The following is a 24,788-nucleotide window of genomic DNA, read 5'->3' on the forward strand; positions in this document are numbered from 1 at the left end:
AAAAGGGTAATCTGGTAAAATAAGAACGGCTTGTAACCGAGAAGTAGAAATGAGAGCAGTAGAAGATTCAGAAGTTAGAAAACAGCTAAAGACTCTCGAAGATTTTATTAAAAGTAATCCAAAATCGGCAGAAATGAAGAGAGCATTAGCAGCTAAATTGGCGTTAGAGGGATATCGCTATGAGAAAATTAAAGAAATTTTAGCAGTCTCAGTAGGGTTTATCAGTAAATGGTTTAATGCTTTTAAAGTCGGCGGTAATGAAGCTTTAAAATCCAGGTATAAAGGCACAGAAAGTTATTTAAGCCCAGAAGAAAGAGCGGAAACAATTGCGTGGTTAATTCAGCAAAAAGCTTGGGATATTTCCGAATTAGAAACTTATTTAATTGACAAATATGATGTAGTTTTTCAATCGCGACAAAGCTATTATCAGATTTTTCAAGAAGCGAAAATCTCTTGGCAAAAAGGAGAACAGGTGAATCCTCGATATGATGCAGAATTAACTAAAAAAAAAACCAAGAAATTGCCGCACTTCTCGAAAAACATCGCACCGAAATAGAGGCCAGAAAGCTGGTGGTGTATATTATTGATGAATGCCATCTACTCTGGGACGATATCTGTGGTTATCTGTGGAACTTCATCAAAGAACCAGTGAAAATTCCACTGTTGAATCCCAAAGAAAGACAGACTTATTATGGAGCTTTAGATCTATTAACGAAAGAATTTATTCTCGACCCTTATCCCCAAGGAAATGGAGAAAACACTGTCAATTTTGTCACTCAACTACAACAAAGAAATCCGGGAGCCAAAATTTTATTGATCTGGGATGGAGCTAGTTATCATAGAGGAGAGGAAATGAAAAAATTTTTAACTCAACAGAATCAAGAAATGACTCCCGAAGAATGGAATGTTACTTGTCATAGATTTGCGCCTTACGCTCCCCAAGAAAATCCTGTAGAAGCAATTTGGCTACAGTTAAAAAATTTACTAAGAAGATTTTATCGGTTTGGTAAAAGTTTTGCCATTGTGAAGCGGTTATTTCAGCTTTTTGTTGATTTCAAACTTTTTAATGTTCCTAACTTTAAAAACTACGATGCTTTTTCACAATTCATTTAGACTGGCTATAGGTGAAATTAGGAGTAATGTTAGTAGTGCGATGAAAGTTTTGCATGAGTTCTGTTAAAGCTACATCGAGCGATCGATCTTTCAACAAATCAGACCTTAATGTTGCCACAGATTGACGGACATCTCGCAAGGCATTTGAACCTAACAACTTAGCTTCTACAAGCAATTCTCGCGCCTCTTCTGGATCTGATTCTAACAATCGCAAAGCTGCTTCTAAATGCAGATTAAACGCGGTTAAAGAATGTCCCAAAGAATCATGAATTTCACGAGCAATTCGATTACGTTCCTGTACCGTTGCTAAGTTTTCAATCTCCAAAGCATACTCTCGCAGTTTAGCATGAGCTTGAGCTAATTGTTCTCGACTTTGCCTTTCGGAAAGAACTGCGTACATTAGCAGTTGTAAAAACACTAAGATCAATCCTATTAAAACAATACTACCTAACCAAAATAGTTTCATTTGATCTGGATTCCTCATCAGTGGAATTCCAGTAAGAAACTGAAATCGATACACCTGTATAGCACACACCAAAAACAAAGAAATTCCCGTAATGGTTAAACAAGTACGTGGTGAAAAAATAAAACAACTACGGATAATTAGCACAATAAATAGAATTGCAATCAATCGAATACCACCGGACAACGATATTAGTAGAATTAGGATAAATTCTAAAGTAGTGTAAAGAAATCGCTGCCATAAACGAGTCGGCGCAAACCATCCCAATAAAGTGAAAATTACTATTCCTAAAAAGTTCAACCAAACTACACGAGGCAGTTGGTAAACTCCAATAGGTTGGATTTCGCTGACAAGAAGAACTATTAACAAAATCCATTCCAAGTAAACGAGAAATTGTAAAGGATGATTGCGGGTGTATTTAGGCAAGGGCATCGACATTGACAGTTAAATAATTCTAAATTTAATAGCTTTTAGATTGCGATCGCAAGTGACTATTATCACAACTGACCATAGGACAAATGTCCCAAATAATTTCAGGACAGTTGACTCATGCGTTGAAACTAAAACTCCTGGCATGATTGAAGCATCGAAATTGAGGTAATAACTGAGATGAAATTCAAACTAATTGCCCTGACAACACTAACAGTTGTTTCTTTATTTTCGCTAAATGCCGCACCAATTAAGGCACAAATCAATCAATTTCCTGCTTTAGCTGGCATTGAATTGACGGAACAACAAAAAAGTCAAATTACCCAACTTCGTCAGCAAACACGCACTCAGGTTGAGAATATTTTAACTGCACAACAGCGGGAAGATTTGAAAACTTCGTTAGGTCAAAAGCAGGATTTAGAAAGTGCAGTTAAATCTTTAAACTTAACTTTCCAACAAAGAGTTCAAATTCGGCAAATTTTTCAGGGAGTAAGGCAAGAGTTAAACAGCATTCTTACCCCAAAACAACAGCAACAACTGCGTCGTAACATTCGCGCCACGAGGCAAAATCGTTAAATCAAATTTCCACATATCAACAAACCAAACTTACTACAATTAAGGAGAATAAACCATGACTCGTTTTCAACCACAAACTGAAATTAAATTAACCATTTCTGACGAACAAAAACAGAATATTGAAATCTTAATTAAGGATATTCAAAATAGTGTTGATGTTCCTTTGTCAGAGATTGATTTTAGTCAGTTAAACAGATTTTAATTCAGGATTTACCTTTGTTTAATTGAAATCTTTCACTAGCGTAATTACCCGGATTTCTAGTAATTAACCTTGCTGAAAGTCTAGTTACTCTAAAGAAATTCGGTTTTTTGTCTGGTTGTCAGTTAAGGAGTAGAAATTATGCAAGAAAATTCAACTGTATCGCCAACATTTTTTAACTCTGAAGGTGTACGGATTCGCTGTTTTTTAAATATGGTTGATGAGGTTAGCGATCGCTTAGGAAAAAGCGTTCCCCCCATAGTTAAAATAGAAACATTGCGACAATTACCACCGGAAACTTTAGGAATATCTCTAGCAGATTTCCTCGATGAAAACCAACTTCAACCATTCACCACAGGCTCCCGTCGCAAGCAATTACATGATAGCATTCATGTGCTTACAGGCTATGATACCACTCCGATTGGCGAAGCAGAAGTACAAGCCTTTTTGTTAGGTGGTAAATTTCACTTAATTAATATTATTTTGGGTCTGGGTATTCTGCGAATAATTTACAAAAAATCTCTTCATTACCCCGACCTTTGGCAACGCCTCTATTCAGCGTATCAGCGAGGAAAAGCATCTAATTTTGATGTTGATTGTTGGCAACCTGAAACTTTATGGCATCTGCCTCTAGTTCAAGTACAAAAACAGTTTCAGTTAAATTAATTGAAGTTTCACCCCTTGATTTTGGTTCGTTTATTTGTAAGGTGCGTTACGTTAGCAGTAACGCACCATTCCACCATATTTAGTGGCGTAAGTCCTGTATTAGTTCACATAAACATCAGCCCAGACTAAACTATGGTCAGAACTAGGAGTTGTTTGAGCATTTTGTCTATCTCCGACTAATCTGTAAAGCGGATCACTTGAGAGAGGCCAGAAAATAGAAGCATAACCAATTGGTAAATTTGAAGAAGGCAAAACATAATCCACCCGCAAATTACCAGAACTATTCGCACCATCACCAAAATCAGCAGTATCAAATACTGGATTTCCTAAATGTAAAGCATTACGACCACCATCAGTAAAAGCTTGTTCTAAACCGCCCGGTGCTGATGGAGTCACGCTAGTATTAACGCGAGGATTATTGAGTATTTGATTAATCGCATTATTCACGCTATCCCCATCTAATGGATCGGCATTTTGATCGCCCATAATCACAAAACTTTCGCCCGGAGCTAATCCCCCAAATCTTCTTGTATCATCGTAAATGTAATCTCCTCTTCCCGGAGTTATATAATCTGCCCAAAAGCGAATTTCGTCGTGATTACGTCTCCCATTTCTATCTTCCGGGCCATCAAAAACAGGTGGTGTAGGATGACTTAATAACAGATGTACCTTTTGACCATTAATGTTAACTGGTATATCCCAATGACTCTTAGAAGAAAGCGGGAAAATATTCAATTCTGCCGTTGAATACCAGTCATTTGGAGCCGGAGTTGTGGGGTCGTCAGGTAACAATGCTCCTGGCATATCTCGCCACAAAAAGTTTTGGAATGTGCGAACTTCATTAGTAATAATTGGGTACTTAGAATAAAATGCCATGCCAAATTGACCGGGGAAATTACCAAATCCTAAAGCATCGTTACCGTAACCATTGGCATTGGGAGTAGTTACTGCTGAACCATTATTGTCTAAGTCAAATCCTGAAGCAATTCCGGTGTTGGATGGAGCGCTGTAGCGATAGGGGTAATTAACTGGTGTGGCTCCATTTTGACTAACTGAAAGATAGTTATCTTGGAAAAGTTTTAAACTTAGACTAGTGCCATTTTCACCTGAAGTATCGTAATCGAATTCATTAACTAACAACACATCAGGATTTGTGCGTTGAATAATTTCTGCAACTGCTTTTGCTTGAGCATTATTTGGTGTGGATAAGTCTCGAATTAATTCTCCGGTATTGTTTCGATTTAACGAAGCATTAAAGGTAGCAAAACGGGTGAATTCAGGATTAACCACAAATTCACTGACTACAGTTGGCCTACGATCGATAATTGCACTAGGATTTGCTTTCAGTTGGGCTTCTGTGTAAGGTTCAATTCCATAGGTAATTACCCTTAATTGTTGTGTTTGTGGATTAATTTCAAATTCAGTCCAACCGTAAGTACTAGTAGCTGTATAACTACCTCTTAAAAGAGTAGCATTGACCGGGGAGTTTTGTAAGCCGATCGAGTCATAACCTAAAGGTGTCAGCGAACCATTGATCAACTGTTGAATAAACTGTTCTTTACCTTCTCTAGGCAAAGCATTATATGTCGCTCTTTGTTGTGGAGTAATTAAGTTATTCGCAGCTGCTAAGTCAATAACTGTTGGGCCAAATGGCGCATCAAAAGCTACAGATCCGGTCGTAATTTCCCAAGCATTTGTGGGAATTTGTGCGGTACCAGGAGCATTTTGATAAGTGAGATTATTAACTACTGTGCCATGAATGTCTGCCGCAACAAACACCACATTTTTGATGCCATTCTCCTCAATAAATCGCAAAATTTCGGTTCTTTCGGCAGCGTATCCTTCAAAGCGATCGCTCGCTCCCAACAAACCTAAATTTTGAATTGGTTCTGGCACCATGATAAACTTCCAAGTGATGCCATTATTCTGAGCAGTTAACAGATCTCGCTTTAAATCTGCTAATTGCGCTTGTCCCAACATTGTACGTTTTGGCGTTGGTTGTCCCGTAAGTGGATCGATATCAAAAGAACGAGCTAAATACGCAGCTATTTGATTTGGATCGTTGAGATTAGTTATACCATCTAAAGGTTCGTCGCGAAAAGAACGATTGTCTAAAACAATGACTGCGGCATCACTACCGTAAGTATTAAAACGGTACAATTTACGTTCTAAAGCGGTGCGAGGATCGCCTGTTTGTCCGTAAAATTCATCTCGAATAGGGTTGTATTCTTGGAAAGCTTGTAACCCATTTTCATAGAGCGTAGAATCATTAATTAAATTACTACTGCTCTCAAATCGAGAATCGCTAAATGCCGGAGCACCACCCGCAAAATCATTAGTTACTTCGTGGTCATCAATCGTAGCAAAAACCGAAGTAGAACTACGTAGATCGGCCCAAGTATTCAACCCATTACGACTAGCATAAACTTCATTATTTTTTATGCGGTATTCTAACAGAGTTGTCGCTTGTTCTTGCGGCAAATCTGGAGAAGGATAATCTGCATAAATTGTATCGCCATGCAATACAAAAAAATCTAAATTACGATCGTCAACATTAGAAATTGCCGGATAAGGAGCTAATTCTCCTCGCCAATCTCCAGAAACACCAAATCTTAAACCTGCACGATTTCCTAAAATTGCAGATGTCTCGAATTTTCCTTGAGCAGAATTACCAGCAGCATCCGTCACTCGGTAATAATATTGCGTTCCCGGTGTTAGATTATTCAGTTGTACTTTTACTGGCAAACTGGGTTCGGTAACTACAGTTTCTACCTGGCGATCGATATTATTAAAGTTAGCATTCCTGGAATATTCAAACAATAGCCTGCCTGGGTTATTACTCCGAGTCCACAATACTGTAGAAGTGGCTGTGGTATCGCCAGATGCAACTCCATTTGGTAAAGTTCCTCTTACTGAATCGACGAACGCAGAACTCCTGCGCCCTTCGTTTCTACCAAATTGCTGATAATGGGTAATTGAATTGCTAAAAACCCTGTTATTAACAGCGGCTACTACATCGGGGTTGTTATCTCGATAATAATTAAAATTAAATAGGGAACTAGGATTACGGTTTTCCGATTGACCAAATCTGAGAAAATGATCTACTCCGGTGATTTGATTTCTGGCAACAGCTGCTCTTACGTCTTCGTTTAAGCTTAAGTAATATTGGTCATTGTAAATAGAACTCGGTTGGCGACCTTCAAATTTACCAAATCTTTGGTAATGATCTAACGCACTACTAAACACTCCTCTGGTTACTGCTTGGGCAACGTCTTGGTAGAGTGATAAGTAAAATCTGCTATCAAACAGAGAGTTGATGTCTATCATGATTTAAAACAAATTAATTTTACTATCAAAATTTAGAGTCAATAAATTATCGCAAGTTTATCAGAAGTTTAACTTTTCGGCTACTGGGCTATAAAAAACCAATTTTTAAATAGATGAAGATTGGTTCTTTAATTTATCACTCGATTTGCTGGCGATCGCAGATCTAAATGGTTACTATTGTTCAATATGCTAAAGCCCGGTCAAATTCTTATAATTATTGATGACGATTTTTTCTCCCTATCCCCCAAACCCTATAAGACAATCATGGATAGCAGCGATGAGTTAACTTCCCTGAAGCAAGCAGAAGCAGAAATCCAAATCACTCAACAATGCTATCGAGAGTTAGCAGAAGCAATGCCCCAAATGGTTTGGACTGCTGATGCAACCGGGTTAGTCAATTATTGGAATCAACGTTGGTACGAATATACTGGTTTAAGTGAAGCAGAATCAATGGGTTTGGCTGGTGCGATGACGATTCATCCTACAGAGTACGATCGCACGCTTGCCAAATGGAGTCAGTCTGTCGCCAAAGTTGAATCCTTTGAAATTGAACACCGGATTCGTCGTTGGGATGGTACGTACCGCTGGTTTATCAATCGTGGAATTCCAACTTCCGATCGCGAGGGACAAAATACAGGTTGGATCGGCACAATTACAGATATTGACGAGCAAAAGCGATTGGAAGAACGCTTCCGTCTGGCAATGCGGGCTATTAATGGATTGGTTTTTGACTGGAACTTAGAAACAAACCAAGTTTATCGATCGGAAAAACTATTCGATCTGCTCGGCTTTTATCCAGAAGATGTTCCTCTTACCTCAACTTGGTGGCACGAACGGATTCATCCTGACGATTTGGCTCGCCTGCAACTGCAAATGCAGGAATGGTTGGCTAATTCTAGCCAGCTTTATGAAACAGAGTATCGGATTCTGCATCATGACGGACATTGGGTGGATGTCTGGGAGCGGGGTTGTTTGATTCGTGACGAGCAGGGACAAGTAACCCGCATTGTTGGCTCGACAGAAGATATTACCAAACGCAAACGAACTCAATTTGATTTGCGCGAAGCTCATATTCAATTAGAAGCCGCACTAGCAGCAGGTTCGATTTACACTTGGCGTTGGAATATTGCCTTAAATTCGGTGGTGACAAACCGCAGCTTTGCTCAGTTGTTCGGTGTTGAGCCGGAGGGTGCGGCTAGAGGATTGCCCATTGAGCGATTTCTCAATGCGATTCATCCAGAAGATAAGGCTCAGGTGGTTAACGCGATCGAACGAGCGATCGTAAACAGAGAAAATTACATTGCTGAGTTCCGCATCTACAATGCTGACGGAGAGGAACGCTGGATGATCGCTAAGGGAAAGGTAGAATACGATGATTATGGGAAACCTATTGCCTTTCCTGGTGCTCTTGCTGATATTACCGATCGCAAACAAGCCGAACTGCAACGTCAGCGCAGCGAAGCTATGCTTCAAGCATTTATGAGAGCTTGTCCGATTTCTTTGGCTTTCTTCGATCGAGAACTCCGCTTCCTCTACGTCAACGAAGCTCTCGCCCAAATGAACGATCTCCCATTAGATGCAGCCCTGGGAAAAACTCTGTGGGAAGTTTTGCCTCTGATGGCACCGCAGTTTGCTCCGATACTGCGCCAGGTTATGGAAACTCAAAAGCCCGTTCTCAATTTAGAGTTTAATGGGGAAGTTAGTCCGGGAGTATTTCGGAGTACGATCGCCAATCACTATCCCGTTTGTTTACCATCTGGTGAAGTAATCGGGGTTGGCGTATCCGTAATGGATATTACCGAGTTAGCAACTGCTCAACAGGAACTCCGGGAAAGCGAAGAACGCTTCCGCACCCTGGCAGATAACATCTCCCAATTTGCTTGGATGACTGATGAAACTGGATGGATTTTCTGGTACAATCAGCGCTGGTTTGACTACACGGGTACAACCCTGGAAGAAATGCAAGGTTGGGGTTGGCAGAAGGTACATCACCCAAACCATGTAGAACGAGTAGTCCAGAAGTTTCGTCATAGTATGGAAACAGGGGAAGCTTGGGAGGATACTTTTCCCTTGCGCGGTAAAGATGGGACTTATCGCTGGTTTTTGAGCCGTGCTATTCCAGTTCGCGATCGAGAAGGCAAAGTGTCCCGTTGGTTTGGTACCAATACAGATATTACCGACCTCCGACAAACTGAACAAGCTTTGCGACAAACTAGCGAACGGCTTAATGTTGCCCTCAAGAGTACTCCCATTACTCTGTTCAATCAAGATTTGAATCTCCGCTACACCTGGATTTATAACCCTACTCACAATTATGCTGTTGAAGAGGTGATTGGCAAGCGAGATGAGGATTTAGTATCAGAAGAAACAGCTACTCGTCTGACTCAATTAAAGCAGCAAGTGCTAGATACGGGCATAGCTTTGCGGGAAGAAGTCAAGGTGACGCGGGACGAACAAACCTGTTATTATGACTTGACGATCGACCCGCTACGAGACAGTCGAAATGCGATCGTAGGCATTACCTGTGCAGCGGTTGATATTAGCGAAAGAAAGCAATTAGAAGCCGAACGGGAGCAACTGTTTCAACAAGAACAAGCCGCAAGGGAAGCAGCAGAACGAGCGAATCGAATTAAAGATGAGTTTTTAGCTGTACTGTCTCACGAATTGCGATCGCCCCTCAACCCGATTTTAGGTTGGGCAAAGTTGTTGCAAACTCGGACGTTTGATGAGGCGAAAACAAAACAAGCTCTCTCCACTATTGAAAGAAATGCCAGATTACAAACTCAATTAATTGATGATTTGCTGGATATCGCCAAAATTTTGCGCGGCAAACTCAGCTTAAATATCGACTCTGTTAATTTATCCTGTGTGATTGAAGCGGCGATCGAAACCGTCAGAGCAGCAGCGGTAGCAAAGTCTATTTGCTTAACTGTGAGCACAGGGAATGGGGAGATGGGGAGATGGGGGGATGGGGGGATGGGGAGATGGGGAGATGGGGAGAGAAGAACTGGGGAGATGGGGAGATGGGGAGATGGGGAGAGATCTAGAACTAGAAACTCCCCCCATCCCCCTACCCCCCCATCCCCCTACCTTCCCATCTCCCCCCATCCCCCTACCCCCCCATCCCCCTACCTCCCCATCTCCCCCCATCCCCCTACCCCCCCATCCCCCTACCTCTTGGTTTCTGGGGATGCGGCTCGTTTGCAACAGGTTATCTGGAATTTGCTATCTAATGCGATAAAATTCACTCCTAATGGTGGACAAGTCAACATCTGGTTAGATCGGGTAGGGAATGAGGCAGAAATTACGGTGCGGGATACTGGTAAAGGTATTCGATCGGACTTTCTTCCCCATATTTTTGAATCCTTTCGCCAGGAAGATGCTTCGACTACTCGCAGGTATGGGGGTTTAGGGCTGGGGTTGGCGATCGTTCGTCAGTTGGTTGAGGCTCATGGTGGTACCATTACGGCTGATAGTCCGGGTGAGGGCAAAGGAGCGACCTTTACTGTTCGGTTGCCGCTGTTGAATGTGGAACCGGAATCTATACAAATAGAGGAAGAGTGCGATCGAGAAGTTAATTTCTCTGGGCTGCGAGTCCTGATTGTAGATGATGAACCTGATGCCAGTGAATTATTAACAGTAATGCTAACCCAGTATGGCGCAGAGGTGATGTCTGTCTCCTCTGCGGCTCAAGTCTTGGCTAACCTGGAATCATTTCAACCTGATGTGTTAGTTAGCGATATCGGAATGCCCGATGTGGATGGCTATTCTTTGATCGAACAGATTCGGGCTTTACCTGCCGAAAAGGGCGGGCAAGTTCCGGCGATCGCTCTCACTGCTTATGCTAGAGAAGAGGATTATCAGCGAGCTATTGCTAGTGGCTATCAATGTCACATCACAAAGCCTTTTAACTTAGAAGAATTACTGAAAGCTGTGATGACTCTTGTTCGAGCTAACCTAAACTACCCAATTCAATATGAATCAGAAAACTAAAGGAATACTGGCTTATTTGGCGATCGCATTTATCCCCGCTTGGCTCTACTGGGCTATGGTTTGGAAAACCGGAATTTCTGCTACTAATCCCGCTTTTCAAGCAGCTGTATTACCGGGAGCGTTCGCTCCAGCATTAGCTTGTTTTATCGTTCGCAAATGGGTAACTAAAGAAGGTTTTACCGATGCCGGACTCAAACTAAATTTAAAAAATAATTGGGGCTATTATTTATTTGCTTGGCTATTACCATTAGGAGTAACAGCAATAATCATTGCCTTAGCAATTCTCTTAAACTTAAGTCAACCAGATTTTACTTTGCAGCAGTTCTTTACCACCTTAAATTTACCAGATGGTAATCCAAAAACTTCTAATAATATTTTATTTTTCCTCATACCAACTCTATTGATTCAAGCGATCGTACTCGCTACCCCTATTGTTTGGGGCGAAGAATTTGGCTGGCGTAGCTATTTACAAATCCGCTTACTAGCAGAACGTCCGTTAATGGCAGCGATCTCTACGGGGATAATTTGGGGAGTATGGCATTATCCGCTAATTTTCATGGGCTATGAACGATATGAAAATCAATTTTTGGGACTACTAATTTTTACTGGGTTCACAATATTGTTATCGATTATTTTGGGTTGGTTAAGATTAAAAACCGGAAGTGTTTGGGCTGCTAGCTTAGGTCACGGAGCGACAAATGCTATTGGCGGTTCTCTAACATTAATGCTATTTTATGGCAGCAAAAATTGGTTGTGGGTTGGCTACAATGGCATCCTAGCTTGGATTCCTTTAGGTATAGTTTGTGTTTGGATTATTCTTAGGGAATGGGGAACAGGGACTAGGAACTAGGAAAGTAGGGGGATTGATGAATCGCCCCTACTGAATTTTCAAAGCTTATTACTGACGATAAACTTCACCAAAATAAGCTTTGAAATCCGACCAATCATGTTGGAGTGAAACTTGAATTTCTTTGCAGATGTAAATCGGAATAGTGCTCTTTATGCCGATCGTATTTTCGTGGGTAATAGTATCGACTTTTTCCACTTGTTTAAACAGCTTTTGCAGATAATCAAAATCACCACCTACGCTAATCACGATCTTACCTGAATAATCCCTTGGCCCCCAAAAATAAAAAGCATGAGCACCGCTAATTACTTTTGGTATATTGTACTTTTTGCTAAAGAAATCGATCGCAGATGCGTAACCATAATCCCACGTTAAAATTGCTACGTCAGATCGATCGCTCAATGCTAGGCTGTGATAAACTTTGCTCGCTTGAGCCGCGATGTCTTCCCAACCAAGCATTTGTCTAAAATGCCAAGGTGCTTCTATGGAGTTTAGGTCTGTACTTTCGCGATCGGGAAGTGTATAAATTGAGGAGTAAAATTTAGAAATCTGAAGTAATGTTGGCAAAGGCAAAATAGGCAGAGACATCGGAATTAAGAAGACGCTACTTGCAAATAAAGCTACAAAGATAGATGTTTTCCAGCGCTTTTTATGGCGAACAAATTTCTCAACCATAATTGCTCCAGGTGCAAACAATACCGGATAAATGGGAGCCAAATAATAAGATTTTCCCCCCAAGACAAAGAAGATCGCAAAAAGCACCAAAAAAGACCAACCAAAGAAGCGATAAAGTTTTCCGTCTGGAGAACGAAGATAATAGTAAATTCCGGCTAACCAAACGGGTAAAGTTAACGGTTGCATCATTAGAATTGGTTGAATAAATAAATCAACCATAGATTCTAATAACGGCTTTTTACTAGATAAATTTGCTGCTGCTTGATGTTCAAAAAAAGGCCAGCCATGTTGATTTTGCCACAGAAGATTCGGCAAAATCATGATAATAGCTATTAAGTTTGCTGTCCAAATCCATTTTTCCCCAAAAATTTGACGATAGGGTGTTAGGCATAAACCAACTAACAAGCTAAACCCAAAGAAAAGCATGGAATATTTGTTGAGTAAGCCAATCCCAACTATAAATCCTGCTAGATACCAAAGCTGAGGCATTCTGTATTTCACGCTAAGTAGAATGATGAATGCACATAATGTCCAAATCAGCGGCTCAAAAGCATTCATTGTTAAAATTGTCTGAATGAAGAGATAGTAAGGTGAGAAAATTATGGCTAAACCTGCTAAACATTGAGCAAATTTTCCTCCTCCAAGTTCCCGCACCATTAATCCGGTTATTACTACTAATAAAGCTCCAGCTATAGCAGCAAAAAACCGAATCGAAAATAAGGAATCTCCAAAAAGCGATCGACTCAAATTAACAATCACCGGAACTAAAGGCGGTAATTCTGTATACCCCCAATCTAAATGTTCTCCACAAGCAATATAGTAAAGTTCATCAATCTGATAACCGTATTGCCCATTAGTTAAAAAATGCACCATTAATTTGGCTAGTGCCAAAATCCAAATAATCACTATTGCACTCCTACGACACCTAGATAAGATTTAAACCTCAATAACCGGAAAGATTGAGGTTTTTCCAACTGCTAAATTTGCTTTTCTGCCTGAATCAATTACTCGTTTTGCGGAGTAACCTTTGGTCGATCGACCTTAGCAAAATCAAATTGTAAGGATCTTCACTAATCGCCTGAGCATAAGCAGCTGAAAGGTAAGGAAGGTAATTAGAATCATTGGTAAGATACGCTCGGAAAAAAGCTAAGTTTAAAGCTTTTAGATAGGATTTGGCAACCTCTGGTTCCTTAATTGTTACTTTGTCGGCTACTTCTCGATCGGGAGAAGCAATGCTACTTAAAGCCGAAAAATTAAGATTAAGGTGATCGAGTTTTGTAGCTATAATCAAATATTTTTCTTTAGTTTTTAACCAACTAAAAGCCGGAGCTTGTTCTATTAAAAGTGGGCTAAAAATATCTTTATCAACGGCTCCCCAGAGAACTGGAATGTTGATTTTACTTAAACCAGCTTCACCATAAAGGCTGCTACTACCAGGGAAAAGTACGGACACCGCTTTAATTCTATTATCCCGAAAATTATAAGTTTTTTCTGGTAATTCTAAAGCTTGACAATGAATTAACAGAGATAGTTTTACTAAGTTTTTTTCAGGAGTACAATCTTTCTTTAATTGGTCAAAGTTAATCTGGGCACCCGCTAAAGAAAGTGCTGTATCGCCACCAAAGGAATTGCCGAATAGTCCGACTTGTTGTAGATTTAGTTGTCCTTTAAATTCAGATGAATTCAATCGATCGAGTTCATCTAACATATAACTTACATCTAATGGTCGGTTAATATATGCGGTTGTTTTAAACATTTGTGGCGATAAACCTTGGAAAAATGCTTGCTGTTGTATGTCGTCACTATCGGGATGTTGGGGAATGGCAACTGCAAAACCATGAGAGGCTAAATGTTGGGCTAAATAATCGTAGCGATCGAGTTTTGTCCCAATTCCATTAGAAATAACTACTACAGGTATTTTCTCGCCATTTGGTACTTCAGGTAAATAAAGCTCAACGATAAATTCACGCTGACGACTGGCATCTCGCAGAGTTTTGACTTGCTTTGTATAACTGTATTTACCCGGTTCTTTTAAGTCTGGTAATTGAGAAAAATCGATCGATGAATCAGACTTTTTAACTTGGGTATTGGTTCTTTCAATTGCTGTAACAAAAGCTTTTGTTTCTTCTTGCAGCGCTGAAACTTCTTGAAATTGTTGCAGGATGCGTTTAGTATTCAGCCGCATATTTGTGGGGAATTTACGCAGGAAATTAATCAGAGATAACCCGTCAGAATCAGCAGTAGATAAAATTAAAGCAGACCTAATTCCGTACAAGCCATTTTGACCTCCTTCAACTTGAATTAACTCTCCCAAATAAGTGAGAAATCTTTCCCCAAATGAAGAGTAAAAGAATCGAGACATTAATACCGAATTAAATTGATAACGGGAGTTTAATAGATCGTGTAATTGGGCTTTTTGTTCGGGATTTAAGCGATTAAGAATGAAGGCTAATTCTGAATCTACTTTTCCTTCTTTGGCAAAGTTTTCTAAAGAATCAACAGAAATGGAAAAGTCGAGAGGGCCATAATTAAAGTAGATGCGATCGGCTGCTCTACCGGGCAAAGCAGTCAAGGTAAATACCAGGGAGCAAGTCCCCAACAAGGGAAAGAAAAATCCATACCCCATCAACTTCCTAAACTGCTTCTGAATATTTGCCAGGTGCTTATCCAACATTCTTTTATTCATTCTCCAGTCGTCTTGCTTTCAGCAATAGGTAGTTTTGCACTCAAACCTATTAATCTTATAAAACAAAAGATCAAATAGCTAGAAACTTGAGAGAAGTTAATTTTCTGACAATCTGTTGTATAATGTACCTCTATTTATATTTATCAAAACCTACAATGAACTGAGTTGATAATTAAGCAAAAAATTTTGATATTTTTGGGTAGACTCTGCTAATCCGATCGCCCAATTCAGGCGATCGGTATACTCAGATCTTGCACCAAGAGGCGGAGCCTCCATTCTTCATTCCCAGGTTGAACCTGGGAATGAGGATCTGGGAGGTGGAACCTCCATTCGTGTAAGATCTGAGTATATTTATATCTGCTCAAACTCAGGTAGCGTCCCAAGCTTACGAATTGATACTTTGACATCCATACCCAGGTAATCCTTAGCGTCACCGAACCAGGAACCTGTTAGGGGAATGACTTGTGCGGGATGACGTGCGATCGCTACTCGAATTAAATCATATCCTGCGGTGATGCGATTAGTCGGATCGTAAGCTCGCCACCCTGCACCAGGCAGATAAACTTGTAACCAAGCATGAGTCGCCCCCGAACCTGTCATCCCAACTTCTCCACCATCCAAAGCTGAATCATAAAGATAACCACTAACAAAGCGACAGGCAAAACCCAGTCGTCGCAACGCCTCAATCATCAACCAAGCATAGTCACGACAAGTACCCGACTTTAAGCGCAAAGTTTCCCCTGGAGATTGGGTTCCCTCAGTTTCCCTTGCTTGATAAGTTAAAGTGTTCCAAATTTTATCCATCATCCGTTCTAAGACATCAAGGGTAACGTCTTGATCGCCAATCACGAAACTTTTTGCCCATGCTGCTACACTACCGTCAGGATCTTCAGCATGGGGGCGCATGAATGTTGAGAGATCGAGCCACTCGTCTGGGGTATATTGTACGGGAACTTCCTTGGCGCGGGCATCAAGGGGAAAATCTGCGATCGCAGGAATGCCAAAATGTTCGCCCCTAACTCGACAAGTGAAAATCAATTCTTTTGCAGGTTCGCTAAATTCAATAAATGCCACATTGTTGGAGAGAGTGTCCATGATCCAGCGGACTTTGGACGGTATATTAGTTTCCAGCGAATAACTCAAAATTCGACCAACATAGCCTCCACTAGGCAAGAAAATCGCCCGATGTTCACCGAATGTTACGGGATTGGCGTAGCGGTAAGTTGTAATATGTTCGAGGTCGTAAATAACAGTCATTGGATTTTAGATTTTAGATTTTGGATTGTCAAATAAAACTGAGGGTTGACTTAAGAAGATTGTCTCAAAGTTGTGCCATCAACAATATAAATCCGATTGATAACTTCTGTTCTGGTTAAAAATGGTATGATGATGCGATCGTTCTCAATTGCGATCGGTCCATTAAGCATAATTCGTTCCCCTAGTTTAATGGGAGTGAGTGCTTGCCTTTTGCCGTCAATATCTAACACTGCGGTTAAGTAAGTACCGATAGCTTTTCCATTTGGATCTAAAGCTACGCCAAAAATCACAGCTGCATCTTCTTTACCATCATTATTAATATCGCCAAAAGTTAGCCATCCTCTCTGATTCACAAGTTCGACAATAAATCGGTTATCTTGCCGTTGATAGCGACCATTTTTTAAAGTAACGGTGATGTATTCTGGATTTGAGTTAAGGTTTTTTGGAACTTTGTAAGTAGCATTTTGCAATTTGAAAAGGCGATCGCACCAAGCTTGTTTTTCTGGGGTAAACACTTCACGAGTACGGCAATTATACCAAGTATATTCGGTTTGAGCCATAACTTTTGTTTCCCGTACTACCCCACTTCCCAAAATCGCTATTAATAAACTCAAACCGATTAATTTCTTCATACTCCAACCTCTCTCAAAATGCTATTGATTGTAAGAAATCCCCAATCCCTAGTCCCTAGTCCCCAGTCCCCAATCCCCAGTCCCCAGCTTCATGACGACGACTGCCAAAAAGATGAGCATAAACGTAGGAAAACACGCAGCCAAGCAGGAAGATTTGACAGGTGAGAAAAATCCACATTAACAGAATCATCACTGTACCGATTGCTCCGTAAGATAGGAAATGACTACCGATCGAAAGGACGCTATTGCTAACTAATTGTTGCAATCCAATCAGCAAAGAAGTAGTAAGTAACGCACCCAACCAGACATCATTCCAACTAACATAAACTGTGGGCAAGATTTTGAATAAAATGCAGATAGCCAGAGTCAAAATAAAAAATGAAGAACTTATCTCAAGTCCTTTGGTTAATTGCATTTCGTCCAATTTAATAAACGGAAAACTTTCTTGAAAAGTCGTGAATAAAGTGAGAATAATTTTAATGATAATGTGTGAGATTAATGAAGTCACCAACAGTAAAGCAGTCGCTAAGACTAATACAAAAGAAAACAGCCTGTTAGCCACAAATAACAGTACCATTTTGGGAACTGAGCCGCCTTCTGAGGTGTGATGCGATCGCCAAATTGTATTGACTGAATTCCTCAGAATCGCAAAAACTGAACTCGCAGTCCACAAAAGCACCACAAAACCAATAATTCCTGCTCCTACACTATTTTGATTCAAAGAAATTATAGTATCTTTGATCAAATTATGGACTTGTGGAGGTAAAAACTTTTCTACTGTTTCTTGAATCGTTTTAAATGCTTCAGTGTTCGGCCCAATAAATGCGCCAATAACACTGAGAATAACTAATAGCATGGGAAACAGTGAAAAGAGAGCAAAGTATGATAAAGAAGCTGCCATCCCAGGACAATTATCCCGATCCCACTTCATTCCCGTTTTGATTAGAAGTTGGGCTGGTTTGGAGGGGAGAATGGTGGAACGAATATATTTGAGCATTGCTAAACCCAATCAAGTAGTTAATTATCAGAGCACGATAAAGATTTTATTATTTTCATATAAATTTCATATTTTTGTGTTATAACCTAGTGCGGGAATAATTTCACTAATGCTTAATCGCTCCTAATCCAGGGTAGCAGGAATGGTTGAGCAGTTAAAAATAAGCTAAAAAGCTTAATATAAAAGCCGATCGAAACCTGTTACTTTCTTGCATTAGTGCGATCGTTCTCCCATCTAAGTTACTTGCAAGTTAATACTTTCATAGAGTTTGACTCTATGGATTCAGTTTGTATTAGTTGTTCAAGCTGTAAAACAGTTTGAAATAACCGTCCATAGCATCAGCCAAACATCAGATAAGGAGCCAGACAAATGAAGCGACGTATACATTATGGTGTAGCCTATTTTCTATTGGCTTGTGGTGCGATCGTTAGTGTTACTGCTTGTAACGAAACTGAACGACCACAAGCTACAGTAGAAAAGAATCTTCCCTTTGAACAGCGGATGAGAGTAAATGGTGCTGGTGCATCTTTCCCGGCTCCACTGTATCAAGGTTGGTTTCGCAATTTGAGTCTCAAAGAACCAAGACTTCAGTTTAACTTTCAATCTGTCGGTAGTGGGGCTGGCATAGAACGGTTTACTACAGGAGTGGTAGATTTTGCTGCCAGCGATATTGGAATGACCGATGAACAAATCGCTAAAATTAACAGAGGCGTTGTCTTGTTACCAATGACAGCAGGAAGCCTGGTTTTGGCTTATAATCTCCCCGGAGTGAAGAATTTGAAGCTAAGTAGGCAAGCTTACGTTGATATTTTCTTAGGCAAAATCACCAAATGGAACGATCCCAAAATTGCTCAATCCAATCCGGGAGTTAAATTACCAAATCAAAATATTACTGTGGTACATCGCTCCGATGGTAGTGGAACTACAGCAGTTTTTACTAGGCATTTGGGAGAGATTAGCCCGGAGTGGAAAAAAAAGGTTGGTGTTGGCACAGCGGTACAATGGCCTAGCGGTGCTGGCAAGACTTTCATTGCTGGGAGAGGAAATGATGGAGTAACTGGTTTGGTGGGGCAAACTCCTGGTTCGATCGGTTATATAGAATATAGCTTTGCTAAGAAAAATAATCTGAGTATGGCAGAATTACAAAACAAAGCCGGAAAGTTTGTTGCGCCAAGTAATAAATCAGGTTCGGAAACTCTCGCCCAAGTTGAATTACCTGATAATTTATTAGCATTTATTACCGATCCTCCGGGAGCAGGTTCTTATCCGATCGTTACTTATACCTGGATGTTGTTGTATAAAAAGTATGACGATCCAAATAAAGCGATCGCGATGGAAGCAATGGTTCAATATTGCTTAACTGATGGGCAAAAACTCTCTCCCCAACTTGGTTATATTCAGTTACCTTCTAATGTAATCAAGAAAGTTGCAGCGGCGGCCGATCGACTTAGCCCTGACTTTCAAATTACCATCCCACAATAAGCTCTCCACCACTTGTGGTGACAAATCCTGGTTTTAGGGACTGGGGACTGAGGACTGAGGAAGTTTTGAGTTAGGAACGAGTTGGAAAGTTTTCCGTTTTAAATTCTCCCCTGCTCCTCTGCTCCCCTGCTCCCCTGCTCCCCTGCTCCCCTGCGAGTTTTGATAACTCTACCAGGACTGATCAAAGATATTCCTTGATTGCCACCTGCATTGATCATCACTGCCTCAATTACGGGTTCAGAAACTGGCTTTTGAGTTACCCACTCTACCACAAAAGAAGCACCCGATCCACCAGTAGTGTCTTCTTGATCGACGATGAAATTTGTGGAAGCTAATGGTGGAAGTTCGATCGGCTGCTTTAAGTATTTGCGAACCAGCTTACCGTTACTATCGTAATAGTTAGCAAAGGCAATAATTATGGGGTTAGTCCGATCGGTGTTGCGAACACTAAGCGTACTAGTTAACTCCATTGTTCGATTACGCTCCCAAACATATATTTGAGAGTAGATAGGAACATAGATGGTTTGACCTCCAACAATTTTTACTGTGTTGTCAAGGGTGACAGCTTTTAGTTGAGTGGCAGGTTCTACTGGTTTTTTTGGTTCTGTGCAAGCTGTAAGCAATACTAACAGTGGCACGATGTAACTACACAGGTGTCGCTTCATTGAGTTTGGACGTTGGAATATGGCAATTGAATTTTACCAATAGGGGTTTTAACCAGCTTCTACAACTTTTGTGACCGTGCCCCTAGTAATAGTTACGTCAATGGCTTGAGAACGATTGTCTGTTTGATTCCAGCGCTCAATGACGCGAATATTATTATGTTGTACGGTTCGTATGAAGACGAAATTATTGTTTCTCAGCCACTTTCTCGCTTGAACTTGATTAACACCGATCAAATTTCGCCGCACTGTTGCAATGGGAACTGATGAACCTGTTCCACTTGTTCCACCTCCTGACGAGGTACCGCAAGTTCCTCTAGACCATCCCCATTCTTCTACGCCTACGGAGATTTGGGAACCGCGTCGCACGTCTCCGCGAGAAAGGTCAACTAATGTTACCAGAGTAGCTGCCTGAAAGCTTCCTCTGTAGACTGGCTCTCCTTGTGGGTTAGTTCTGTAGAAGGTGAGGCGCGATACTTGGGGGGGTTGTCCCGATCGCTCCCAGCGAATTTGCGTAAACCGTCCGTTGAGATATTCTGCTGTATAGTTCCATCCGTTGTTCATTCGTCCTTTACAAAATAGCTGTTGTGTGCTTTGGGCTGGAGTGAATGACCCACCGAAAGCTAGTAGGTTTAGCCCTGTGAGTAGGGTAGCAGTTGCGTATTTTGTAACCTGCAAAGACAGTATATTTTTTCTCATGTTTGTTCTCGGAAATTAATCGTTGCTTTTAGATAACTCTGGTTTTTCTGTAAGCGTCATACGGATACGCTTCGTCGTTGGAAATTTTACCAGATCGCCAAAGATGATTTTACTATTTAACAACTCGAAAAAGATTGAGAATTGTTAACTTCAATGGCTGGCTTTCTTATCAATTTCATACTTTTTTGTTCTAAAATCTATAACTTAAAATATTTAGCAAAATTTCCAGAAATATTTAGATTTTTAATGAAGGTAGAGTTGTATAATCCTGAAGGCTATTAGCAATTTCAGTAAATAGTTAATCAAATTGTCCTCAAAAGTTTTGAGAAGTGAGGGTTTCTCTAGGATCGAGCAAAAAGAACTGTGGTATTTTGGAGAATGGTAAGCATGAAAGGATTGGCTGGAAAGACGGCATTAGTTACGGGTGCGAGTTCAGGAATCGGACAAGCGATCGCAATTCGTCTGGCCCAAGAAGGTTGTAACATTGGGATAAATTACCGGAGAAAGTTAGAAGAAGGGCAATATACCGAAAAAATAGCCTTGGAAAAAGCCCGTGAAGCAGGGAAAGACAGCGTTCAAACCTTAGTAGTACAGGCGGATGTTTCTCAAGAAGAAGATGTACTCCGCATGGTAAACTCGGTAATTGAAAGATTTGGCGGTCTAGATATATTAATTAATAATGCAGGAATCCAAACAGAGTTTCCTTCTCATGAAGTTCCCACAGATAAGTTTGATCAAGTGATTAATGTAAATTTAAGAGGGCCTTATCTTTGTGCGCGAGAAACAATTAAACACTGGTTGGCAAATGAGCGATCGGGTGTAATTATTAATGTTTCTAGCGTTCATGAAATCATTCCTCGTCCGATGTATATCAGTTATTCTATCAGCAAAGGTGGCATGGGAAATTTAACAAAAACATTGGCATTGGAATATGCAAATCGAGGAATTCGGGTGAATGCGATCGCGCCTGGAGCCACAATAACACCAATCAATGAAGCCTGGACAGAGGATTTAGAAAAAAAGGCGATCGTAGAAAGTCACATTCCAATGGGAAGAGTTGGAACATCTGACGAAGTGGCACCTGCGGTGGCTTTTCTAGCCTCAGATGAAGCTGCTTATATCACAGGACAAACGCTGTTTATTGATGGCGGATTGACACTTTATGCTGACTTTCGAGAAGCATGGTCAGCATGAAATTTTCGATTTTTTGATTAGCTCACTTTAAGATTACGACAGTTTTTTTAATCAATCGAAAGTCTCAAATTACTTGAAGTTTACAGGGCAAAACTATGACATTAGAACAACAAAGACTCAAACAAAATCGTACTGGTGAAGTTAATTGGTATAAATGGGGTCCCTATTTGAGCGAACGGCAGTGGGGAACAGTGCGGGAAGATTACAGTGCTGATGGGAATGCGTGGAATTATTTTCCCCACGATCATGCCAGAAGTCGAGCGTATCGTTGGGGTGAAGATGGACTAGGCGGAATCACTGATAACCACAATTTACTTTGTTTTGCGTTAGCTTTGTGGAATGGCAAAGACTCAATTCTCAAAGAACGATTGTTTGGGTTAACTAACAGCGAAGGTAATCATGGCGAAGATGTTAAAGAGTACTATTTCTACATCGATAGTACGCCGACTCATTCTTACATGAAATATCTGTACAAATATCCCCAAGCAGAGTTTCCTTACGATGATTTAGTCCAAACAAATCGTAATCGCAGCCGTTATGAACTGGAATATGAGTTGTTAGATACAGGGATTTTTGATGACGATCGCTACTTTGACGTATTTGCAGAATATGCCAAAGGAGATGCCGAAGATATTTTAATTAAAATTAGCATTGCCAACCGAGGGTCGGAAGCAGCAACTATTCATGTACTACCAACGCTGTGGTTTCGTAATACTTGGTCTTGGTCTGATGGTGGAGCAAAACCTGTTTTAACTAAGTATGAAGGGACTGGCAATGCGGTTGTTCATGCCTCAATGAATGATACTTTGTTTAAGGATCTGATTAGCGATTATTATTTTTACTGTGAAGGTGTAGTTCCGTTGTTATTTACGGAAAACGAAACTAATAATCAACGGATTTTTGGGACGGAAAATGCTAGTCCTTTTGTGAAAGATGGCATCAATAATTATATTGTACATGGGCAATCAGATGGGGTTAATCCTAACAAATTTGGCACCAAAGTTTCATCTCATTACGAAATTACCGTTGGCGCACAAGAAACAAAAGTAATTCGATTGCGTCTGACCAAACATCATCCGAATCAATTAATAGAGCCTTTTGGCAGCAGTTTTGACCAAATATTTGGAGATCGCCTTAAAGAAGCAGATGAATTTTATCAAGGTGTGATTCCTCAATCTGTTCAGGCGGATAGCGATCGCGCTAACATCATGCGGCAAGCATTAGCGGGGATGATGTGGACAAAACAATACTTTTACTACGATTTGGATCAATGGTTGAGGGAACGCAACATTACTCCCTGGACTCCCTCCGAGCAAAAGAGGCATATACGGAACAGCGATTGGTTCCACATGCACAATGATGATGTGGTTTCGATGCCTGATAAATGGGAATATCCTTGGTATGCTGCTTGGGATTTGGCATTCCACATGATTCCGATTAGTTTGATTGACCTGGATTTTGCTAAGGATCAGTTGATGCTGATGCTGCGGGAAGATTATCTGCATCCTAACGGTCAAATTCCGGCTTATGAATGGAATTTTGGGGATGTGAATCCGCCAGTTCATGCTTTTGCTACTTGGGAAATTTACACTCGCGATCGCGAACGCAACAATGGTGTAGGAGACATCGATTTCCTCAAATATGCCTTTTCCAAATTGCTGATTAACTTTACTTGGTGGGTGAATCGCAAAGACCGAAATGGTAGTAATTTGTTTGAAGGTGGTTTTTTGGGGTTGGATAATATTGGGGTATTCGATCGCAGTTCCTCCTTACCCACAGGCGGATATTTGGAACAAGCAGACGGCACAGCTTGGATGGCTTTCTTTAGCCAACGGATGTTTCAAATTACTGTTGAATTAGCACTGCACGATCCGCTCTACGAAGACCTAGCAATCAAGTTCTTCGAGCATACCATGTGGATTGCCGGAGCTATGGATCGAATTGGCGTACATCAAGATGAAATGTGGGATGAAGAGGACGGTTTCTTTTATGATGTGCTACGTTTACCAGACGGGAATTCTACTCGCTTGAAGGTGCGATCGATGGTAGGATTATTGCCGCTGATGGCTGTGGCTGTCTTCCCCAGAGAAGCTTTTGACAAACTGCCACGCTTTAGAGCAGAAGCTTTAGAGTTCATTATGCGCCACCCCGAACTAACTCAGAATATTCATATACCCAACCAACCGGGGGTGCGAGGTCGGCTGATGTTGTCCTTGTTAAATGAAAGCAAATTGCGGCGAGTTCTCTCTAGAATGCTGGATGAATCTGAGTTTTTAAGCGATTACGGAATTCGCTCTTTGTCTCGCTACCATCTGGAAAATCCCTATTGCTTCTATCATGAAGGACAAGAGTATAAAGTGGGATATGTTCCGGCTGATTCTGACTCTGGGATGTTTGGTGGTAATTCTAACTGGCGTGGGCCGATCTGGATACCTGTGAATTTCTTGTTAATGCGATCGCTACTGCAACTTTACGGCTACTACGGCGATTCCTTTACCATTGAATGCCCAACCGGATCTGGTAAATATGTAACTCTGTTTGATGTCGCCAAAGAAATCAGCGAAAGAATTGTTAGCATTTTTCGCCAAGATGAATCAGGTCGTCGTCCCGTCTATGGCGATACCGAAAAATTCCAAACAGACCCCCATTGGCGCGATTTGATTCTGTTCTACGAATATTTTCATGGCGATAACGGCGCGGGAGTTGGTGCTAGTCACCAAACTGGATGGACAGGCTGTGTAGCCCGAATCATTCACGCTTTGGGCTACATTACACCAGAGATAGTGTTAGATCCCTTGACTCCTGGGGATTTACCGAAGTATCGGTAGTGGAGAGATGGGGAGATGGGGAGACTGAGATCTTGCATCAAGAGGCGGAGCCTCCATTTTTCG

General features: G+C 40.9%; 18 protein-coding genes and 1 pseudogene. 9 read left to right on the top strand and 10 right to left on the bottom strand.

The annotated features are described in order from the left end of the window. Nucleotides 1-49: 49 nt before the first annotated feature. Nucleotides 50-1,113, top strand: a protein-coding gene (locus tag ACE1CA_RS24480) for an IS630 family transposase (protein WP_459563618.1) whose coding sequence is annotated in 2 segments (ribosomal slippage) — nt 50-506 and nt 506-1,113 — 1,065 coding nt in all. Because the reading frame shifts where the segments join, the coding sequence is not laid out codon by codon here. On the opposite strand, the gene ACE1CA_RS24485 is transcribed toward ACE1CA_RS24480, so the two are convergent. After that, nucleotides 1,106-2,014, bottom strand: a complete 909-nt coding sequence (locus ACE1CA_RS24485; RefSeq protein ID WP_486517513.1) for a sensor histidine kinase — start codon at nt 2,012-2,014, stop codon at nt 1,106-1,108. The genes ACE1CA_RS24480 and ACE1CA_RS24485 overlap by 8 nt on opposite strands. Before the next feature lie 171 nt (nt 2,015-2,185). Here ACE1CA_RS24485 and ACE1CA_RS24490 point away from each other — a divergent pair, with 171 nt between their 5' ends. The 3 genes from ACE1CA_RS24490 to ACE1CA_RS24500 all read left to right on the top strand — a co-directional run bounded on the left by ACE1CA_RS24490 (nt 2,186) and on the right by ACE1CA_RS24500 (nt 3,446). Then, nucleotides 2,186-2,581, top strand: a complete 396-nt coding sequence (locus ACE1CA_RS24490; RefSeq protein WP_413280560.1) for a Spy/CpxP family protein refolding chaperone — start codon at nt 2,186-2,188, stop codon at nt 2,579-2,581. A gap of 55 nt (nt 2,582-2,636) precedes the next feature. Further along, nucleotides 2,637-2,783 carry a hypothetical protein gene (locus ACE1CA_RS24495; protein WP_413280561.1) on the top strand — a complete coding sequence of 49 codons (147 nt, stop codon included), beginning with the start codon at nt 2,637-2,639 and terminating at the stop codon, nt 2,781-2,783. A 138-nt stretch (nt 2,784-2,921) separates the two neighbouring features. Then, the gene (locus ACE1CA_RS24500) at nt 2,922-3,446 is read left to right on the top strand and encodes a Coq4 family protein (protein WP_413280562.1); all 525 of its coding nucleotides are present in this window, start codon (nt 2,922-2,924) and stop codon (nt 3,444-3,446) included. A 99-nt stretch (nt 3,447-3,545) separates the two neighbouring features. Here the strand turns inward: ACE1CA_RS24500 and ACE1CA_RS24505 are convergent, their stop codons facing one another. Continuing rightward, the gene (locus tag ACE1CA_RS24505; protein WP_413280563.1) at nt 3,546-6,773 is read right to left on the bottom strand and encodes an alkaline phosphatase D family protein; all 3,228 of its coding nucleotides are present in this window, start codon (nt 6,771-6,773) and stop codon (nt 3,546-3,548) included. A gap of 264 nt (nt 6,774-7,037) precedes the next feature. On the opposite strand from ACE1CA_RS24505, the gene ACE1CA_RS24510 reads away from it, so the two are divergent. Together ACE1CA_RS24510 and ACE1CA_RS24515 are read left to right on the top strand one after the other, a co-directional pair. Further along, nucleotides 7,038-10,766: a PAS domain S-box protein gene (locus ACE1CA_RS24510; protein WP_486517514.1), complete on the top strand. Its 3,729-nt coding sequence runs from the start codon at nt 7,038-7,040 to the stop codon at nt 10,764-10,766. Beyond that, nucleotides 10,750-11,616 (top strand): CPBP family intramembrane glutamic endopeptidase, encoded by an 867-nt coding sequence (locus ACE1CA_RS24515; RefSeq protein WP_413281579.1) that lies wholly within the window; start codon nt 10,750-10,752, stop codon nt 11,614-11,616. The genes ACE1CA_RS24510 and ACE1CA_RS24515 overlap by 17 nt, the downstream gene beginning before the upstream one ends. A gap of 48 nt (nt 11,617-11,664) precedes the next feature. Here the strand turns inward: ACE1CA_RS24515 and ACE1CA_RS24520 are convergent, their stop codons facing one another. From ACE1CA_RS24520 to ACE1CA_RS24545, 6 genes are all read right to left on the bottom strand, one after another. Continuing rightward, on the bottom strand, nt 11,665-13,194 hold the full coding sequence (locus ACE1CA_RS24520) for a glycosyltransferase family 39 protein (RefSeq protein WP_413281578.1): 1,530 nt from the start codon (nt 13,192-13,194) through the stop codon (nt 11,665-11,667). 94 nt (nt 13,195-13,288) lie between these two features. Continuing rightward, nucleotides 13,289-14,962, bottom strand: a complete 1,674-nt coding sequence (locus tag ACE1CA_RS24525) for an alpha/beta hydrolase (RefSeq protein WP_486517515.1) — start codon at nt 14,960-14,962, stop codon at nt 13,289-13,291. Nucleotides 14,963-15,124: 162 nt separating this feature from the next. After that, on the bottom strand, nt 15,125-15,250 hold the full coding sequence (locus tag ACE1CA_RS24530; protein ID WP_413281576.1) for a hypothetical protein: 126 nt from the start codon (nt 15,248-15,250) through the stop codon (nt 15,125-15,127). A gap of 75 nt (nt 15,251-15,325) precedes the next feature. After that, nucleotides 15,326-16,231, bottom strand: a complete 906-nt coding sequence (locus ACE1CA_RS24535; protein WP_413281575.1) for a transglutaminase family protein — start codon at nt 16,229-16,231, stop codon at nt 15,326-15,328. A 50-nt stretch (nt 16,232-16,281) separates the two neighbouring features. After that, entirely contained in the window at nt 16,282-16,863 is a 582-nt protein-coding gene (locus tag ACE1CA_RS24540) for a hypothetical protein (RefSeq protein WP_413281574.1), read from the bottom strand. A gap of 55 nt (nt 16,864-16,918) precedes the next feature. Next, a complete protein-coding gene (locus ACE1CA_RS24545; protein ID WP_413281573.1) occupies nt 16,919-17,860 on the bottom strand; it encodes a YihY/virulence factor BrkB family protein in 942 nt (313 codons plus the stop codon). Nucleotides 17,861-18,229: 369 nt separating this feature from the next. Here ACE1CA_RS24545 and pstS point away from each other — a divergent pair, with 369 nt between their 5' ends. Further along, nucleotides 18,230-19,342, top strand: a complete 1,113-nt coding sequence (pstS, locus tag ACE1CA_RS24550; RefSeq protein ID WP_413281572.1) for a phosphate ABC transporter substrate-binding protein PstS — start codon at nt 18,230-18,232, stop codon at nt 19,340-19,342. Between the two features lie 98 nt (nt 19,343-19,440). On the opposite strand, the gene ACE1CA_RS24555 is transcribed toward pstS, so the two are convergent. Together ACE1CA_RS24555 and ACE1CA_RS24560 are read right to left on the bottom strand one after the other, a co-directional pair. Further along, nucleotides 19,441-19,980, bottom strand: coding sequence for a DUF3124 domain-containing protein (locus ACE1CA_RS24555; protein WP_413281571.1), 540 nt, complete (start codon nt 19,978-19,980; stop codon nt 19,441-19,443). Between the two features lie 318 nt (nt 19,981-20,298). After that, nucleotides 20,299-20,703 (bottom strand): annotated as a pseudogene (locus ACE1CA_RS24560) (hypothetical protein); the annotation flags it as partial. Nucleotides 20,704-21,090: 387 nt separating this feature from the next. Between ACE1CA_RS24560 and ACE1CA_RS24565 the strand changes: the two are divergent. Together ACE1CA_RS24565 and ACE1CA_RS24570 are read left to right on the top strand one after the other, a co-directional pair. Then, nucleotides 21,091-21,897: a glucose 1-dehydrogenase gene (locus ACE1CA_RS24565; protein WP_413281569.1), complete on the top strand. Its 807-nt coding sequence runs from the start codon at nt 21,091-21,093 to the stop codon at nt 21,895-21,897. Between the two features lie 95 nt (nt 21,898-21,992). Further along, nucleotides 21,993-24,725: an MGH1-like glycoside hydrolase domain-containing protein gene (locus ACE1CA_RS24570; RefSeq protein WP_413281568.1), complete on the top strand. Its 2,733-nt coding sequence runs from the start codon at nt 21,993-21,995 to the stop codon at nt 24,723-24,725. Nucleotides 24,726-24,788: the final 63 nt, after the last annotated feature.

This window comes from Floridaenema evergladense BLCC-F167 (genome assembly GCF_041929205.2).
Lineage (GTDB): Bacteria > Cyanobacteriota > Cyanobacteriia > Cyanobacteriales > Aerosakkonemataceae > Floridanema > Floridanema evergladense.

What these genes read in the sequence shown, in the direction of transcription:
- ACE1CA_RS24490 (WP_413280560.1), top strand. Translation starts at nt 2,186, where the DNA reads ATGAAATTCAAACTAATTGCCCTGACAACACTAACAGTTGTTTCTTTA.
- ACE1CA_RS24530 (WP_413281576.1), bottom strand. Translation starts at nt 15,250, where the DNA reads ATGGAGGCTCCGCCTCTTGGTGCAAGATCTGAGTATACCGATCGCCTG.
- ACE1CA_RS24515 (WP_413281579.1), top strand. Translation starts at nt 10,750, where the DNA reads ATGAATCAGAAAACTAAAGGAATACTGGCTTATTTGGCGATCGCATTT.
- ACE1CA_RS24485 (WP_486517513.1), bottom strand. Translation starts at nt 2,014, where the DNA reads ATGTCGATGCCCTTGCCTAAATACACCCGCAATCATCCTTTACAATTT.
- ACE1CA_RS24510 (WP_486517514.1), top strand. Translation starts at nt 7,038, where the DNA reads ATGGATAGCAGCGATGAGTTAACTTCCCTGAAGCAAGCAGAAGCAGAA.
- ACE1CA_RS24570 (WP_413281568.1), top strand. Translation starts at nt 21,993, where the DNA reads ATGACATTAGAACAACAAAGACTCAAACAAAATCGTACTGGTGAAGTT.
- ACE1CA_RS24565 (WP_413281569.1), top strand. Translation starts at nt 21,091, where the DNA reads ATGAAAGGATTGGCTGGAAAGACGGCATTAGTTACGGGTGCGAGTTCA.
- ACE1CA_RS24525 (WP_486517515.1), bottom strand. Translation starts at nt 14,962, where the DNA reads ATGTTGGATAAGCACCTGGCAAATATTCAGAAGCAGTTTAGGAAGTTG.
- ACE1CA_RS24505 (WP_413280563.1), bottom strand. Translation starts at nt 6,773, where the DNA reads ATGATAGACATCAACTCTCTGTTTGATAGCAGATTTTACTTATCACTC.
- ACE1CA_RS24535 (WP_413281575.1), bottom strand. Translation starts at nt 16,231, where the DNA reads ATGACTGTTATTTACGACCTCGAACATATTACAACTTACCGCTACGCC.
- ACE1CA_RS24495 (WP_413280561.1), top strand. Translation starts at nt 2,637, where the DNA reads ATGACTCGTTTTCAACCACAAACTGAAATTAAATTAACCATTTCTGAC.
- ACE1CA_RS24540 (WP_413281574.1), bottom strand. Translation starts at nt 16,863, where the DNA reads ATGAAGAAATTAATCGGTTTGAGTTTATTAATAGCGATTTTGGGAAGT.
- ACE1CA_RS24545 (WP_413281573.1), bottom strand. Translation starts at nt 17,860, where the DNA reads ATGCTCAAATATATTCGTTCCACCATTCTCCCCTCCAAACCAGCCCAA.
- pstS (WP_413281572.1), top strand. Translation starts at nt 18,230, where the DNA reads ATGAAGCGACGTATACATTATGGTGTAGCCTATTTTCTATTGGCTTGT.
- ACE1CA_RS24500 (WP_413280562.1), top strand. Translation starts at nt 2,922, where the DNA reads ATGCAAGAAAATTCAACTGTATCGCCAACATTTTTTAACTCTGAAGGT.